The organism is Achromobacter sp. RT286_PF (assembly GCF_059760425.1).
The window spans coordinates 63,114-78,646 of sequence record NZ_JCBAMR010000006.1; the positions used below are offsets into that span (position 1 = coordinate 63,114).

The window sequence follows — 15,533 nt, forward strand, 5'->3', positions numbered from 1 at the left end:
GGTTTATGCCTCCCCCCGGCCCAGCAAGCCCTTGGGCCGCACGACCAACATCACGATTACGACGGCGAAAATCAGCATGTCCGCCGTGCTGCTGTCGAACAGCAGGCTGCCATAGCTTTCCGCCAGGCCCAGCGCCAGGCCCGCGAAAGCCGCGCCCGGGATGCTGCCCAGCCCACCCAGGATCACGACGATGAACGCCTTGAGCAGCGGCGTGGCGCCCACGAATGGCGACACCGAGAACAGCGGCGCCATCAGCGCGCCGGCCACCGCTGCCAGCCCTACCCCCAGGCCAAAACCCAGCGGGTAATAGATGCGCGAGCGGATACCCTGGATGCCGGCAATCTCAAAGTCCTCGACCACGGCGCGCAGCGCGCGGCCCGGCCGCGAGTGACGCAGGAAGCCATACAGCAAGGCCAGCGCCAGCAAGGCAAACACCACCACGTACACGCGCGACAACGGCACAACGAGCTTGCCCATGCGGGCGGTGCCCTGCGCCACGGCGGGCATGGACAAGGGGTCGGGGCCGAAGAACATCAAGGCCAGGTTTTGCAGAATCATCGCCAGGCCGATGGTGGCGATCATGCCGTTCAATTCGTCCCGGCGAAACGGCTTGAGCACGCCCCATTCCAGCACCGCGCCGCCGACCACCGACAACGCAAAGGTCAGCGCCACGGCAGGCAGAAACGAGAAGCCCGCCTGGGTCGTCAGGTAGTAGGCGCCAAAAGCGCCCAGCATGTAGAACTCGCCGTGGGCAAAGTTCACCATCCGCATCACGCCGAACACCAGCGTGAAGCCCACCGCCATCAACAGATACAGCAATCCCACGATCAAGCCGTTGATCGTGGCCTGCGTCAGCAAAATGCTCCAATCCACGTGCCATCCCCCGCCGCGCTAGCGGCATCCCTCGACGGTGCAGCGCGCGCGGATCACCTCGCGGCCATCCTTGACCTCGGCCACGTAGAACGGCGCGTTCAACTGATGGTTGATGCCGTACATGGCCTTGCCCGTCCAGCTGAGCTTGCCCAGTGATCCGTCAAAGCCTTCCAGCTTTTCCAGTTCGACGCGCACGCGGTCCGTGTCTTCCACCGTGCCGGCGCGGCGCATGGCTTCGAACAGCATGTTGGTGCCGTCATAAAACGCGGGGCTGAAGCCGTTCATCGCGTGCTTGTACTTGGCGGCATATCGCTGGGCGTAGGCCTTGGTAGCGGGCAGCTCGGGATCGATCGGCGTATGGACGAACATGCCCTCGGTAGCCGCCTTGCCGGCCACGTTGACGATTTCCTGCGTGGCCGGGCCGCCAGTACGCACGATGCGTCCTTCAAAGCCCAGTTCGCGCGCCTGCTTCACGATCAAGCCGGCGGTGGTGGGCGAATTGCCGTCCAGTTCGATGGCGTCGATGCCGCGCGCCATCATGCGCGTCAGCACGGGCACGAAGTCGACCCGGTCGCGTTCGAAGAATTCCTTGACGGACAAGGCCGCGCCCGCCTTCTTGTAGGCAGCTTCCAGGTCCAGCGCAATCTGCTGCCCGGTTTCGTCGTTGGGGAACAGCGCCCCCACCTTGCGCAGGCCTTGCGACTTGACCAGCCAGTCGATCTGCGGCTGCGACACCTCGGCCGTGGTGACGTTGGGACGGAACGTATAGGGCTTGTCCGCGGCCAGCGCCTTGGCGGTAAAGCCCAGCGTCATGACGATCACTTTGTTCTTTTCCGTCATGGGCTGGATGGCCAGCACCGGCGCCGATCCCACCGGGCCGATCACATAGCGCACCTTGTCCTCGAACACCAGGCGGTTGGCCACGGTGACGGCTTCGTTGGCCTGGTACTTGTCGTCATAGGCCACCACCTGCACGCGATACTTCTTGCCGTCCACCTCCAGTCCGCCCGCCTCGTTCACCTGGTCCGCCGCAATCTCGGCGGCATTTTTCATGCCCTGCCCCCAGGCGGCACCGGCGCCGGACAGCGTGACCAAGGCGCCAAGCTTGAGTGTGCCTTGTGCCTCTTGCGCCTTGACGGCGGGAACCGCGGCCAGCGCAAAGATGCCGGCCAGAATGATCGGATAACGCATGATGCCTCCTGTGAGTCGCGGGCAATGCCGCCCGTCGTTGTTGCCGCGCTATAGGCGGGCGATGGCGTCCAGCACCGGCAATATGTAGCCGCGAAACTGCTGTGGGTTCTCGCTCATGGGGAAATGCCCCAATTCGCGCATGATGGTGACCTGCGCACCGGGAATACCGGCGGCGGTGCGCAAGGTGTCTTCGGGCGTGCACGAAAAGTCGTATTCCCCCGTCAACAGAAATAGCGGACAACGCTCGGTGCGGATGCCGTCCAGCCGGCCCCGCAAATCGCCGTCGACACGGTAGAAATACAGGTCGCCGCGAAACACGCCGGGGCCGCCCTGCATGTATTGCCACAAGGTTTCGTGCCGATAGACGTCCGGCGACTGCGGCGCCACCAAGCCCGATACCAAGGCCGCGCAGACCTCGCCGCCATGGACGTCGCCGCGATGCAGCCACGAGGTGTCGTACCAGGGCTGCTGGAAATCAGCCGCTTCGACTCCGATCAACGCGCGAAAGCGTTCGGCGTGCTGATGCGCCAGTTGCAACACGATACGTCCGCCGATCGAGCAGCCGATCAGCGCGGGGCGATCCAGCGCCAACGCCTGGCAGAACGCCATGACCGTTTCCACATAACGTTCGGTGGACAAGCGATATTCCTCGTCCTGCCAGCCGGCCGGCGGGTAGGACTTGCCGTGCCATGGCATGTCGAAAGCAATGACGCGATAGCGCGACGTGATGTCCGCATCGCACAGCATGTGGCGGTACTGGCGGCTGTCGGCGCCGGCGGTGTGCAGGCAGACCAGCGGGATGCCCTCGCCCGCTTCTTCGAAGTAAACACGGCAAGGCTTGCCGCCGATGTCGATGTGCACATAACGGCCAACGATGGGTTCCAGGGCGGCGTTCATGCGTGCGCCTCGCGGCCCCTGGCCAGCAGATCCTTGACGAACTGCAAGTGCGCCATCAAGGGTTGCAAGTTGCCTTCGATAGCCAGTTCGCCGCGCTTGCTCAGCGCAAAGATGTCATGCCAGCCCGCATCCGGCACGGCTTGCCAGAAGCGCGACCAGGCGGCGGCAGAGGCGCGCAGCGATACGTCGCAGGAAGGCAGCGGCGCAGCGGGCGCGTCGGCGCTGGCGACCCGGCCGTCGCGAATGCGTACAAGCAGCGGCGCATCGCCGACCCGCACCAGCAGGTCCATATCGACCTGGCGCGGCCGCGAGAACGACAACGCGCGGCTACGGAATCGATGCGCAAGCTGCGCGTCCGACGCGTGTTGCGCTGGCGTGGCGTGGTTTTCCATTGTCTCTTCCCGCTTATGTTGTTCTTATGTGCAGAACGTATATTCTTTCTATAAGAACATTCTAAGTATCGAAAACTTCCCCTGTCAACACGGGGAAGTACGAGCCGAAGGCTATTCAGGCGACAACACCCGCCAATCGTCCGCCAGCGTCAGCGGGCAATCCGTCAGGTCCTGCAAGGCGTCAAACCGCAGCCCCGCCACCATCGCGATCACTCGCATGCCATCCGGCAGTACATCGATGATGGCCAGATCAGAATAGATGCGGTCGACCACGCCAGCGCCAGTCAGCGGATAGGTGCATTCGCGCACGATCTTGGGCCGCCCATCCTTGGTCACGTGGTCCATCGTGATGTAGACCTGGCGCGCGCCGGCCACCAGGTCCATCGCGCCGCCCACGGCCGGAATCGTGCCCGGCGCACCGGTGTCCCAGTTGGCCAGGTCGCCGCGCGCGGACACCTGGAATGCGCCCAGCACCGTCAGGTCCAGATGGCCGCCGCGCATCATGGCGAACGACACCACGTGGTCGGTAATGGATGCGCCCGGCAACAAGGTCACCGCTTCTTTGCTGGCGTTGATCAGGTCCAGGTCCAGCGGCGCGTCGGGATCGCCCGGCCCCATGCCGACGATGCCGTTTTCGGTGTGCAGGATCACATCGCGGTCGGCCGGTAAAAAGGCCGATACCAGCGTCGGTATGCCGATGCCCAGGTTGACATAGGCGCCATCCGGAATGTCCTGGGCCACCAGGCGTGCAATCTGGCGTCGATTCAGCTTTTCATATTCCATGATCGCGCTCCACTTGCACCACTCGTTTAACGAAAATTCCCGGCGTCATGACGTGTTCGGGCGGGATGGCGCCCAGCTCCACGATGCTGTCCACCTGCGCCACCGTGGTGGTGGCCGCCATGCACATCACCGGCGCGAAATTGCGCCCGGCATAGCGGTACACCAGATTGCCCCAGCGGTCTGCCGTGCGAGCTTTGACGAAAGCAAAGTCGCCCTTCAACGGGGCTTCCAGCACGTACCCAACGCCGTCTATCACGCGCGTCTCCTTGCCTTTCGCCAAGGGCGTGCCAAAGGCGGTTGGCGTGAAAAACGGCCCCAGCCCCGCGCCCGCCGCGCGCATGCGCTCGGCCATCGTGCCCTGCGGCACGCATTCCAGCTCGATTTTTCCCGCGTGATAGGCCTCGGCGAAGGCGGCGGCGTTTGGGTTCTTGCGATCCGACGAACGCGCAAACGAGCAGACCATCTTGCGCACCCGGCCTGCTCGCACCAATTGGCTCAGGCCACGTTCGCCATTGCCGGCGTTGTTATTGACGATGGTCAGGTCGCGCGCGCCTTGGTCAAGCAGCGCGCAAACCAGTTCGGTCGGTACGCCCGAGGCGCCAAAGCCGCCGATCAGAATCACCGCGCCGTCTTGCACGCCGGCCACCGCGGCGGCCAGCGTATCGACTGTTTTGTCCAGCATGAAAATCCCATTTCTAAGGAAGGCGCAAGGCCGGCGTCAGCGCGTGGACGGGCCGCCCAGGATGGCGGTGGACTGGCTGGACAAGGTGCCGCCGTTGCCGTGTACCAGCGCAATATCCGCGCCCGCCACCTGTCGTTCGCCCGCCTGAGCCCGCAGCTGACGCACGGCTTCTATCACCAGGAAAATGCCGTACATGCCGGGATGCACGCACGACAAGCCGCCGCCGTTCGTGTTCACCGGCAGACGCCCACCGGGCGCAATGCCGCCGCCCTGAACAAAGGCGCCGCCTTCGCCCTTTTTGCAAAAGCCCAGGTCTTCCAGGAACAGCAACGTGTTGATCGTGAAGGCGTCATAAAGCTCGGCCACGTCCACGTCCGCCACGTTCAAACCAGCCATGGCCAACGCGCGCTTGCCGGATTCCGCCGCCGCCGTCACGGTCAGGTCTTCCATGGACGATATCTGGCGGTTCCACACCGCCGTGGCGCTGCCCAGCACGTACACGGGAGGCTGCCGCAGCTGGCGGGCTCGGTCGGCGCGCACCATCACGTAGGCGCCGCCACCGTCGCTGACCAGGCAGCAGTCGCGCACCGTCAATGGATCCGAGACCGGGCGCGAACGCAGCACGTCCTCGATCGATAAGGGGTCGCGCATCGCGGCCTCGGGGTTCAGCGCCGCCCAAGCGCGCGCCGCGACGGCCACTTCGGCCAGCTGTTCGCGGGTTGTGCCGTATTGATGCATGTGGCGGGCGGCGGCCAACGCGTAGGACGTCACGGGCTGTAGCGGCGAATACGGATGTTCGAATGGTTGGGGGTCCAGCAACGTACGCGCCTTGATGCCTTCCTTGCGGCCGAACGTGGCGGTCTTTTGCGTGCTGCCATAGCAGACCAGCACCGCATTGCATTGCCCGGACGCCAATGCCATCACCGAGGGCAGCAGGTGCGAGACAAAGCTGGACCCACCCAGCATCGTGGCTTCGATATACCGAGGACGCAGGCCCAGGTATTCGGCAACGGGCATGCTCCACATCGTGGCCGATGAACTGCATGTGGCCAGCCCGTCGATATCCTTCATGGTCAGCCCGGCATCGGCCACTGCCCGCGACGCGGCCTGGGCCAGCACTTCCATTTCGGTGTAGCCGTGCGCTTCGCCCAGGCCCGCGTGCCCGACCCCGGCAATGGCGACCCGGCCGCGCAGTGATTCCAGCGTCATCATGCGGCCTCCACAGGCTCGAACACCACCAGCGGCTCGGCCGCATCCAACAACACCCGCGCCTTGATCGGCATGCCGATCCGCAGCCGTTCCAACGGCACGCCGTCCACCCGGCTCATCATGCGCGCGCCCTCGTCCAGATCGATCAGCGCCACGTTGTAGTCGCCGCCCGCTTCCGCCTTGCGCCGCACGATGCTGAACGAATAGACCGTGCCGGTGCCCGCGGGCTCGATCCACGCCAGGTCCGTCGCGCCGCAGTGCATGCACAGTGTGCGGGGTAAGAACTGATGCCGTTCGCATGCCCTGCAACGTTGAATTTGAAAACGGCCTTTGGCCAACGCGGCAAAGTACTGTTCCTGTGGCCCCCGCGACAGGGCCTCGGCTTGTTCCGTATGCATTGCTGTCTCCTTCTATTTGTTCTGAGTCGCCGCGCCCGATGTCACGGCGCGGCGGGCCAACGATTTACAAGTCCGCAAAACGCTTGCCCTGCGCCACCAGGCGTTCCAATAACGGGGCGGGCTGCCAAAGCTCGCCGTGTTGATCGTGAAAGCGCCGGATCGTGGCCAGCACATTCGGCAAGCCTTGCTGGTCGGCATAAAACAACGGGCCGCCCCGATGCGCCGGAAAGCCGTAGCCGTTGACGTAGATGACGTCGATATCCGACGCGCGGCGGGCGATGCCATCTTCCAGGATGCGCGCGCCTTCGTTCACCAGCGCGCACATCGTGCGCTGCACGATTTCCTCGTCGGTGATGTCGCGTCGCACGATGCCGTCCTGGCGCGCGCATGCCTCGATCAACGCCAACACCCGCGCGTCTTCCAACGGCTCACGGCTGCCCGCTGCGTAGCGATAAAAGCCGGCGCCCGTCTTCTGCCCAAAGCGCCCTTGTTCGCACAGGTTGTCGGCCACGCGCGAATAGCGCAGGTGCGCCGGCCGGGTCGATGCGGTGCGCTTGCGAAACGCCCAGCTGATGTCCAGACCCGCCATGTCCGCCATGCGCAGCGGCCCCATGGCCAGCCCAAAACGCTGCAAGGCGCCGTCCACCCGCGACGGCGACGCACCCTCTTCCAGCAGAAAATGCGCCTCGCGCGTGTAAGGGCTGACCATGCGGTTGCCGACGAATCCGTCGCATACGCCCACCAGCACCGGCAACTTGTCCATGCGGCGCGCCAGCTGGAACACCGAGGCGATGACGTTGCCATCCGTCTGGCCACCCTTGACCACTTCCAGCAAGCGCATGACGTGGGCCGGGCTGAAGAAGTGCATGCCTAACACCTGGGCGGGCCGACGCGTAAAGCCGGCGATCTTGTCGATATCCAGACGCGACGTGTTCGAGGCCAGAATCGCCAACGGCTTGCACACCGCGTCCAGCGCGGTAAAGATCTGGCGCTTGACGTCCATGTCCTCGAACGCGGCTTCGATCGCCAGATCGACATCGCGCAGATCGTCCATATCCAGTGACGGGCGGATGCGCGCCTGCCGTTCGTCCACCTGCGCCGCCGTCAGCTTGCCCTTCGCCGCCGTCGCCGCGTAGTTCTTGCGGATGGCCGACCAGCCGCGTTCCAGCGCCTGCGCATCGCGTTCGACCAGCACGACGTCCAGCCCGGCGTTGGCCAGGCTCATCGCGATACCGCCGCCCATCGTGCCCGCGCCGACCACGCCCACGGTCGTGATGCCGGCTGTGGCCGTCCACTCCGCCGGCAATTTGACGGCGGCGCGTTCGGCAAAGAACAGGTGACGCTGCGCCTGGGACTGGTTGCCGTTGACGAGGTCCAGAAAGTGCGCGCGTTCAAACGCCAGGCCGTCTTCCAGCGTGCCGTGGGTGGCGGCTTTCACGCAATCGATGCACGCCAGCGGCGCCACGCAGCCACGATAACGGCGCGCGGCCTGTTCGCGGGCACGCTCGTACACGCCCGAATCTTGCGGCGCAGGCACCTGCCGCGCGCCCACGTTGCGCCCGGCCAGTGGCGCGTCGGCCTTCGCCCGCGCATAGGCAGCGGCGCGTTCGGGCAGATTGTCGGCCACGACTGCATCAAGCAGGCCCCAGACCAGGCCGGTGGCGGTGTCGATGGGGTCGCCCTGCGCAATCATCGTCAGCGCGCGCTCGACGCCGACGAGTCTGGGCAGCCGCTGCGTGCCGCCCGCGCCGGGCAGCACGCCAAGCTTCACCTCGGGCAGACCCAGCGACGCGCCTTGCAGCGCGATCCGGTAATGACAACCCAGCGCCAGCTCCAGCCCACCGCCCAAGGCGGCGCCATGTATTGCCGCAACGATGGGTTTGGATGCGCCTTCGATCAACGCGATCAGGGACCGCAGTGTCGGTTCGCGCGTCGACATAGGGGTATTGAATTCGCGGATCTCGGCCCCGCAACAAAAGAAGCCGCCGTCCCCAATCAAGACCAGTGCGCGAACTTCCGGGTCCTGTAGCGCGTCCTTGATGCTCGCTTGCAGTTCGCTGCGCAAGGCCGCGCTCAAGCTATTGACCGGCGGGTTGCGCAACCGCAGCATCGCGACCCGGCCCGCCTCGGTTCGTTCCGTATGGATCAGCATGGCGGCGTTACTCCAGCTCGACCACAACCTGGCCTTCGTCCACCTCGTCGCCTTCGCCCACCAGCACGCGTGCGACGATGCCCGCGCGTTCGGACTCGACAGGGATTTCCATCTTCATAGACTCGACCTTGATGACGCTATCGCCAGCGTCGACACGCTGGCCCGGACGCACGCTGACGGCAACCACTCGGCCCACAACGGGGGTTTCTACTTTGAACATCGTTGTCTCCTTGAATACTTCGGTTCAGTCCACGATGCCAAGGCGGTCAACGCCTGGCTGCTGATTCGCTATTCACGCCGCCTGCGCCGCGCGCGTCGCGTCCAGAATGCGGGCGACCATGCCGGTGGACACCTGGCCCGCGCCAAAGCCCTGGTCGTCCAGCACGCGCAACATGAAGGGAATGTTGGTCTTGACGCCGTCCACCTGAAACTGCGTCAGCGCTTGCTTTAACAACAGCAACGCCTGGTCGCGCGTGGCGGCATGCGCGATCACCTTGGCCAGCATCGGGTCGTAATGGCTGGACACGCGGCAACCTTCGGCGTAGCCCGTCTCCACGCGCACGCCGGGCAGCACGGGCGGCGCAAAGACTTGCAGCACACCGGGGGACGGCAGAAAACGCACAGGATCTTCCGCGTAGACGCGCGCCTCCAGCGCATGCCCTTGCAAAGGCGGCACCCGCGCCAACACGCTGCCCATCCGTTCGCCCGCCGCCAGCCTCAGTTGAGCGGCCACGATGTCGATGCCCGTAACCGCTTCCGTCACGGCGTGTTCAACTTGCAGGCGGGTGTTGATTTCCAGGAACGAAAAGCCGGACTCGGGCGTGTACAGCATTTCAACGGTGCCAATCACGTCGTAGCCCAACGTCGACAACATGCCTTCCAGCTTTGCCGCCATGTCGGCCACCAAGTCTCGGTCCAGCCCCGGCGCGGGCGCCTCTTCCAATACCTTCTGGTGCCGCCGCTGCGTAGAGCAGTCGCGTTCATACAGGCAGCGCACTTGCCCATGGCGGTCCGCCAGGAACTGGAATTCCACATGGCGCGGGTTGACGAGCAGCTTTTCCAGATACAAGTCCGATCCGCCAAAGCTGCGCTCGGCGATCTGCCGCGCCCGCGCCCATTCGGGTTCCACCTCCTGCGGGCCGTGCAGCGGAATCATGCCGATGCCGCCGCCACCCGAGGCCGGCTTGATCAGCACCGGGTAGCCCAGGTCCTGGGCGGCATGGCGCACAGCGTCAAGGTCGGCGCCCAACACGGCGCTACTGGCGGCCATCGGCATGCCAAGCGCCCGCATCGCATCGCGCGCCCGCGTCTTGTGCCCCAGCATTCGTATCCAGCGCGGCGACGGGCCGACGAAGATCATGCCGGCCGATTCCACCGCCTGGGCAAAGTCCGCGTTCTCGGACAGGAAGCCATAACCGGGATGCAATGCATCGGCGCCCGTCTCGCGCGCCACGCGCAGCAGCGTGTCGCGGTTCAGATAGCTTTGCGCGGCGGGCGCCGGCCCGATGGGAACGGCCACGTCCGCTTCACGCAGATAAGGAAGATCGCGATCCGCCTCGGAATACACGGCGACCGATTCCAGGCCAAGCGCGCGCAACCCTCGGATGACCCGCCGGGCGACAGCGCCCCGGTTGGCGACGATGACTCTTTTCATATTGCGCTCCAAGCCCGCCGTCATGGCCGATACCCAAAGGCGCGCGGGCCGGGTTCGCGCAGCGGCGCAACCACTTCCACGAACTCTTCCAGCACCTGCCGCGTGGTGGCCGGGTCGATGATGTCTTCCACGACGAAAGCTTCGGCGCTGCGAAACGGAGAGGTCAGGCCGCGCACGCGCGCTTCAATTTCACGCATCTTGGCCTGGGGGTCGGCGGCGGCTTCGATCTCGGCCTTGTAGGCCACTTCCAGGCCGCCTTCGACCGGCAACGATCCCCATTGGGCAGACGGCCACGCATAGCGGAAATTGAAGCGGCCCGCGCTTTGGTGGCCGCCGCCCGCCACGCCAAAGGCCTTGCGCACAATGATCGAGCACCAGGGCACGGTGGACTGCGCCACCGCCGTCAGCGCGCGCACGCCGTAGCGCATGGCGCCGGCCTTCTCGGCGTTCAGGCCGATCTGAAAGCCGGGCACATCCACCAGGTTCACGACCGGCAAGTGAAACGTTTCGGCCAGGTCGAGCAAGCGCGTGAACTTCTCGGCGGCCGGGCCGTCCCAGCCGCCGCCGTAGTGATAGGGGTCACTGGCAAACACCGCCACCGGCCAGCCGTCGATGCGCGCCAGCCCCGTGATGACCGCCCTGCCCCAGCGCCTGCCGATCTCCATGAACGAGCCTTCGTCCATCAAGGCCGACACGATGGGTCGCATCTTGTAGACGGCACGCGGGTCGGCGGGGATGGCCTTGCGCAGCCAATCCTGGTCAGCCGACGCGACGGCGGTGCCGGTCTCGCGGGGCGGCAATTCATGCACCGAACGCGGCAGATAAGAAAGGAAGCGCCGCGCCATGGCAAAGGCGTCGGCTTCCGAATCAGCTTCGTCGTCCACCACGCCGTTGCGGGTATGGATGTCGCTGCCGCCCAGTTCATTCTTGTCCAGCGTCTGGCCGATGCGCGCCACGACCGGCGGGCCGGCGATGAACAGCTGCGAAGTCTCGCGCACCATGATGGCGTAATGGCTGGCAGCCACGCGCGCGGCGCCCAGGCCCGCCACCGACCCCAGGGCCAGCGACACCACGGGCACGGTGGCCAGGTTCTGTGCCATCAACGGCCACATGCGCAGCTTGGGCAGCAAGGTGTGGCCCTTGATTTCGATATTGCGCACCGACCCGCCGCCGCCCGTGCCATCCACCAGCCGCAATAGCGGCAGCCTCAGGTCATGCGCCATGCGTTCGGCCTCGACCAGCTTATCGCCCACCGCGCCGTCGTTGGCGCCGCCACGCACCGTGAAGTCGTCGGCCGCCACCACCACCGGCCGGCCGTCGACCTTGGCGCGGCCGATCAGCAGGTTCGACGGCGTGAGATCCGTCAAGCGACCTTCGGCATCGTATTCCCCGCTGCCCGCCAGCGCGCCCACCTCGCGAAACGATCCCACATCGACCATGTGCGCAATGCGTTCGCGCACCGGCAGCTTGCCGCCCTCTCGATGCCGGCGCACCTTGGCCTCGCCCCCCATGCGCTGCGCCAGTTCTTTGCGCAGCGCCAGTTCTTGCAGTTCTTTGTCCCAGGACACGTGTGCTCCTCCCTGCCCGTTGCCGATGCGGCGGTTGCCGCCCGGTCAATCGATCTTGATGTTGGCGCGCTTGATCAGCGCTTCGTTTTGCGTAAGTTCTTCGGCGATCTTCTGGCGGAAAGCCTGTGGTGATTGCGTCAGCGGATTGCCCTGCGCCGCCAGCCGTGCGCGCACCTCGGGGTCCTGGGTTACCGCTGCGATTTCCCGATTGAGCCGGTCCACCACCGTCTGCGGCGTGCCCGCGGGCGCAAAGATGCCGACCCAGAACGAGATGTCGAACCCGGGATAGCCCAGCTCGGACACGGCGGGCACGTCCGGCAGGTCGTGCCAGCGGTCGGCGGACGACACCGCCAGCGCACGCAACTTGCCCGACTTGATAAGCGGTACGCCGGACAAGGTGTCAAAGCCGAAGTCGACCTCTTTGGACAGCAGCCCGGCTTCCATCGGCGCGGCGCCCCGGTACGGCACGTGCAGCATCTGCACGTTGGACATGGCGGCAAGCTGCGCGCCCGCCAGATGCATCAGGTTGCCGTTGCCGGCCGAGCCATAGCTGACCGTATTGGGATTGCGCTTGGCCAGCGCCACCAGCGATTTGACGTCGGTCACACCCGCCACGCGGGGGTTCTCGGCGTTGATGGTCAGAATGAAGGGCACCGACATCACCGTGGTGACCGGGGCAAAATCCTTCAAGGGGTCGTATTGCAGATCCTTGTAGAGCAAGGGATTAACGGTGATCGAACTGGAATTGCTGACCAGGATGGTGTAGCCGTCCGCCTTGGCCTGCGCGACGGCGCGTGCCGCAATCATGCCGTTGGCGCCCGTCTTGTTGTCCACGACGAAGGTCTGCTTCATCCGCGCGGACAGCGCCTCGCCGACGATGCGCGCCACCGTGTCGATAGTGCTGCCGGGGCTGAAGCCCACCACGAACTTCACCGGTGCACTGGGGTAGTCGGCAGCGCTTGCCGCAAGGGGCGCTGCCGTCGACAACACGAACACGCTTGCTGCCAGCCATTTTGAAACTGTCATGATGTGTCTCCTCCGTGGTTGCCTGAACCCGTGCCTTGCGCTGCATCGGCGCTCGGCTCCGGGCCGTTGCTGTGCCTGGCTATGTGCCTGGCGTTGTGATTACTGCGCGGCGACGGCGCCGGACGCCTTGACCGCGCGGCCCCACTTGTCCTGCTCGCTGGACATGAACGCGGCGAACGCCTGCGGGGTGCTGTTGACCACTTCGCCGCCCAGGCTCTCGATGCGCGCCTGCATCGCGGGCGTGGCCACGATCTTGGACACGTCCTCGTAGATGCGTTGCGCCTGCGCCGGTGGCAGCGATGCGGGGGCCAGCAGCCCGAACCACGTTGCGGCCTCGAAGCCGGGCATGCCGGCTTCGGCAAAGGTCGGCACATTGCGCAGCGCCTGCACGCGCGTGCCGTTGGCCACGGCCAGCGCGCGCAGCTTGCCGGATTCAATCAAGGGCAGCGCCGACGTAATCGTGGCCAGCATCATCTGCACCTGGCCGCCCGCCAGGTCCGTGAAGGCCGGCGCGTCACCCCGATAAGGCACGTGCGTGATGCTGGACTGCGTGGCGATCTTGAACAGCTCACCGCTAAGGTGCTGCGCGGTGCCGTTGCCCGGAGACGCAAAGTTGACCGAGCCGCTGTTCTGCTTCAGGTAGGCCAAAAATTCCTGCAATGTCTTGGCCGGGATGGCGGGGTTGACCACCAGCACCAGCGGCACCTTGGTGACCAGCGTGATGGGGGCAAAGTCTTTGACCGGGTCGTAGTTCAGCTTGCTGTACAGATGGCCGCTGATCGTGTGGGCAGACGTGGTCATGAACAGCGTGTAGCCATCGCCCGGCGCCCGCGCCACCGAACTGGCGCCGATGGTGGTGCCGGCGCCCGCGCGGTTTTCAACGATGACGGACTGGCCCCACGACTGCGTCAGCTTTTCAGCGACGGCGCGCGCCACCACATCGGTGGCGCCGCCGGCCGGATACGGCACGATCATCGACACGGGTTTTGAAGGGTAGGAATCGGCCTGCGCCGTTCCCGCGAACAGCGCCGTGGCACATGCCAGCGCGCACAAGACATTGCGGTGCATCGAGTTGTCTCCTCTTGTCTTTGAATGACGGTTTGTTTATTCTTACCGTTCCTGTAGACAGAACGCTTATTCTATTTTATATTTTTTCGGCCAGCGACTGTCAACGAATAAATGCATACCGGCCGCCATCGGACGCGCCGGAAAATCCCATCAAGAGAGGAACATCACGTCATGTCCGAATCATCGGAAACCCTTAAATCCATGCTGATCGGCGGTGAATGGATCGCCCGGCAAGAGGCGGCATTCGCGTCCACCAACCCGGCCACGGGCGCGCAGAACTACCTGGTCAGCGCCGCGTCGGACGCGCAGGTTGACCAGGCCGTGGATACCGCCTGGAAGGCAGTGCGCCAGGCTGCCTGGCGCGACATGCTGCCGCACCAGCGCGCCGCGATCCTGCGCCGCATCGCCGATGGCATCGAACAGCATTCGGAACTGCTGGCACGCTTGCAGATGATTGAAAACGGCAAGGTCTGGGCGGAATGCAAGACGCAGGTCGCCAGCGCGGCGGCCACCTTCCGCTATTACGCGGGCGTGTGCGAAACGCTGGGCGCGGAAGTCACGCCGGCGCGCGGCAACTACCTGTCCATGACGCATTACGAGCCGTATGGCGTGGTCGTGGCGATCACGCCGTGGAACTCGCCGCTGACGATGGAAGCGCAGAAGGTGGCGCCCGCGCTGGCCGCCGGCAACGCCGTGATCCTCAAGCCGTCGGAGGTGACCTCGTCGCCCGCCCTGGCGCTGGGCCGCATCGCCCTGGAAGCCGGCTTGCCGCCTGGCATCCTCAACGTGGTCACCGGCCTGGGCGCCACCGTGGGCCGTCGCCTGGTGGAACATCCGGGCGTGCGCATGGTGTCGTTCACCGGAGGCACCGCCAGCGGTCGGGCCATCGCCCATGCCGCCGCTGAAAAGCTAATGCCCGTGGCACTGGAACTGGGTGGCAAGTCCCCGCACATCGTGTTTGACGACGCGGACCAGGACGCGGCGATAGACGGCGTGATCGGCGGCATTTTTGAAGGCAGCGGGCAATCCTGCGTTGCCGGATCGCGGCTGTACGTGCAGCGCGGTATCGCAGAAGCGTTCATCGAAAAACTTGTGGCGCGTGCCGCACGGCTCAATGTCAACCTGCCCGACGCCACCGGCGCCCAGATGGGCCCGATCGCGTCCTTTGGCCATCGCGACAAGATTGAAGGCATGGTGGAATCCGCCAAGCGCGACGGCGCGCAAGTGTTGCTGGGCGCGCAGCGGCCCGACGACGACGCGCTGCAAGCGGGCGCGTTCTACCGGCCCACCATCCTGGGCGGGCTGTCTCGCGATGCCCACGTGGTGCGCGAAGAAATCTTCGGCCCGGTCCTGTGCGCGCTGACCTTCGAGGACGAAGACGATTTGATCGACCAGGCCAACGACAGCGTCTACGGCCTGGCATCCGGCGTATGGACGGCGGGCTACCGGCGCGCGTGGCGCGTGGCCAGGCGCCTGGAAGCCGGCAGCGTGTGGATCAACACGTATAAGCAATTGTCGATATCCACGCCGTTCGGCGGCTTCAAGCAAAGCGGCATCGGGCGCGAAAAAGGCGTCAGCGGGCTGCGTCTGTACCAACAATCCAAGGGCATCTACTTCGGCATGTAGGCCGCAGGAGCCTG

Annotated in this window: 15 protein-coding genes; 1 reads left to right on the forward strand and 14 read right to left on the reverse strand. The window is 65.4% G+C overall.

Features of this window, described 5'->3' with window-relative positions:
• Nucleotides 1-3: 3 nt before the first annotated feature.
• The 14 genes from AC6LJY_RS07495 to AC6LJY_RS07560 form a co-directional block, all read right to left on the reverse strand.
• On the reverse strand, nucleotides 4-873 hold the full coding sequence (locus tag AC6LJY_RS07495) for a branched-chain amino acid ABC transporter permease (protein WP_104145056.1): 870 nt from the start codon (nucleotides 871-873) through the stop codon (nucleotides 4-6).
• Nucleotides 874-891: 18 nt separating this feature from the next.
• Nucleotides 892-2,064 (reverse strand): ABC transporter substrate-binding protein, encoded by a 1,173-nt coding sequence (locus tag AC6LJY_RS07500; protein WP_314358844.1) that lies wholly within the window; start codon nucleotides 2,062-2,064, stop codon nucleotides 892-894.
• A 48-nt stretch (nucleotides 2,065-2,112) separates the two neighbouring features.
• Nucleotides 2,113-2,961, reverse strand: a complete 849-nt coding sequence (locus AC6LJY_RS07505) for an alpha/beta fold hydrolase (RefSeq protein WP_219990385.1) — start codon at nucleotides 2,959-2,961, stop codon at nucleotides 2,113-2,115.
• Nucleotides 2,958-3,353: a hypothetical protein gene (locus AC6LJY_RS07510; protein ID WP_314358846.1), complete on the reverse strand. Its 396-nt coding sequence runs from the start codon at nucleotides 3,351-3,353 to the stop codon at nucleotides 2,958-2,960. Before AC6LJY_RS07510 ends, AC6LJY_RS07505 begins: the two co-directional genes overlap by 4 nt.
• Before the next feature lie 111 nt (nucleotides 3,354-3,464).
• Nucleotides 3,465-4,136: a 3-oxoacid CoA-transferase subunit B gene (locus AC6LJY_RS07515; RefSeq protein ID WP_104145054.1), complete on the reverse strand. Its 672-nt coding sequence runs from the start codon at nucleotides 4,134-4,136 to the stop codon at nucleotides 3,465-3,467.
• A complete protein-coding gene (locus tag AC6LJY_RS07520; protein ID WP_046805756.1) occupies nucleotides 4,126-4,818 on the reverse strand; it encodes a 3-oxoacid CoA-transferase subunit A in 693 nt (230 codons plus the stop codon). The genes AC6LJY_RS07515 and AC6LJY_RS07520 overlap by 11 nt, the downstream gene beginning before the upstream one ends.
• A 36-nt stretch (nucleotides 4,819-4,854) precedes the next feature.
• Nucleotides 4,855-6,027: a thiolase family protein gene (locus AC6LJY_RS07525; protein WP_219992701.1), complete on the reverse strand. Its 1,173-nt coding sequence runs from the start codon at nucleotides 6,025-6,027 to the stop codon at nucleotides 4,855-4,857.
• A complete protein-coding gene (locus tag AC6LJY_RS07530) occupies nucleotides 6,027-6,425 on the reverse strand; it encodes a Zn-ribbon domain-containing OB-fold protein (RefSeq protein ID WP_498135654.1) in 399 nt (132 codons plus the stop codon). Before AC6LJY_RS07530 ends, AC6LJY_RS07525 begins: the two co-directional genes overlap by 1 nt.
• A gap of 64 nt (nucleotides 6,426-6,489) precedes the next feature.
• Complete coding sequence (locus AC6LJY_RS07535; RefSeq protein WP_498135655.1) at nucleotides 6,490-8,577, reverse strand: 3-hydroxyacyl-CoA dehydrogenase NAD-binding domain-containing protein; 2,088 nt, start codon at nucleotides 8,575-8,577, stop codon at nucleotides 6,490-6,492.
• A gap of 7 nt (nucleotides 8,578-8,584) precedes the next feature.
• A complete protein-coding gene (locus AC6LJY_RS07540) occupies nucleotides 8,585-8,797 on the reverse strand; it encodes an acyl-CoA carboxylase biotin carboxyl carrier protein subunit (protein ID WP_104145050.1) in 213 nt (70 codons plus the stop codon).
• A 72-nt stretch (nucleotides 8,798-8,869) separates the two neighbouring features.
• Entirely contained in the window at nucleotides 8,870-10,231 is a 1,362-nt protein-coding gene (locus AC6LJY_RS07545) for an acetyl-CoA carboxylase biotin carboxylase subunit (protein WP_485858966.1), read from the reverse strand.
• Nucleotides 10,232-10,251: 20 nt separating this feature from the next.
• A complete protein-coding gene (locus AC6LJY_RS07550; protein ID WP_120156142.1) occupies nucleotides 10,252-11,799 on the reverse strand; it encodes an acyl-CoA carboxylase subunit beta in 1,548 nt (515 codons plus the stop codon).
• A gap of 45 nt (nucleotides 11,800-11,844) precedes the next feature.
• Nucleotides 11,845-12,825: a Bug family tripartite tricarboxylate transporter substrate binding protein gene (locus AC6LJY_RS07555; protein ID WP_120156143.1), complete on the reverse strand. Its 981-nt coding sequence runs from the start codon at nucleotides 12,823-12,825 to the stop codon at nucleotides 11,845-11,847.
• Between the two features lie 99 nt (nucleotides 12,826-12,924).
• The gene (locus tag AC6LJY_RS07560; protein WP_046805761.1) at nucleotides 12,925-13,893 is read right to left on the reverse strand and encodes a tripartite tricarboxylate transporter substrate binding protein; all 969 of its coding nucleotides are present in this window, start codon (nucleotides 13,891-13,893) and stop codon (nucleotides 12,925-12,927) included.
• Between the two features lie 171 nt (nucleotides 13,894-14,064).
• On the opposite strand from AC6LJY_RS07560, the gene AC6LJY_RS07565 reads away from it, so the two are divergent.
• Nucleotides 14,065-15,519 (forward strand): aldehyde dehydrogenase, encoded by a 1,455-nt coding sequence (locus AC6LJY_RS07565; RefSeq protein ID WP_498135656.1) that lies wholly within the window; start codon nucleotides 14,065-14,067, stop codon nucleotides 15,517-15,519.
• The last annotated feature ends 14 nt before the right edge of the window (nucleotides 15,520-15,533 follow it).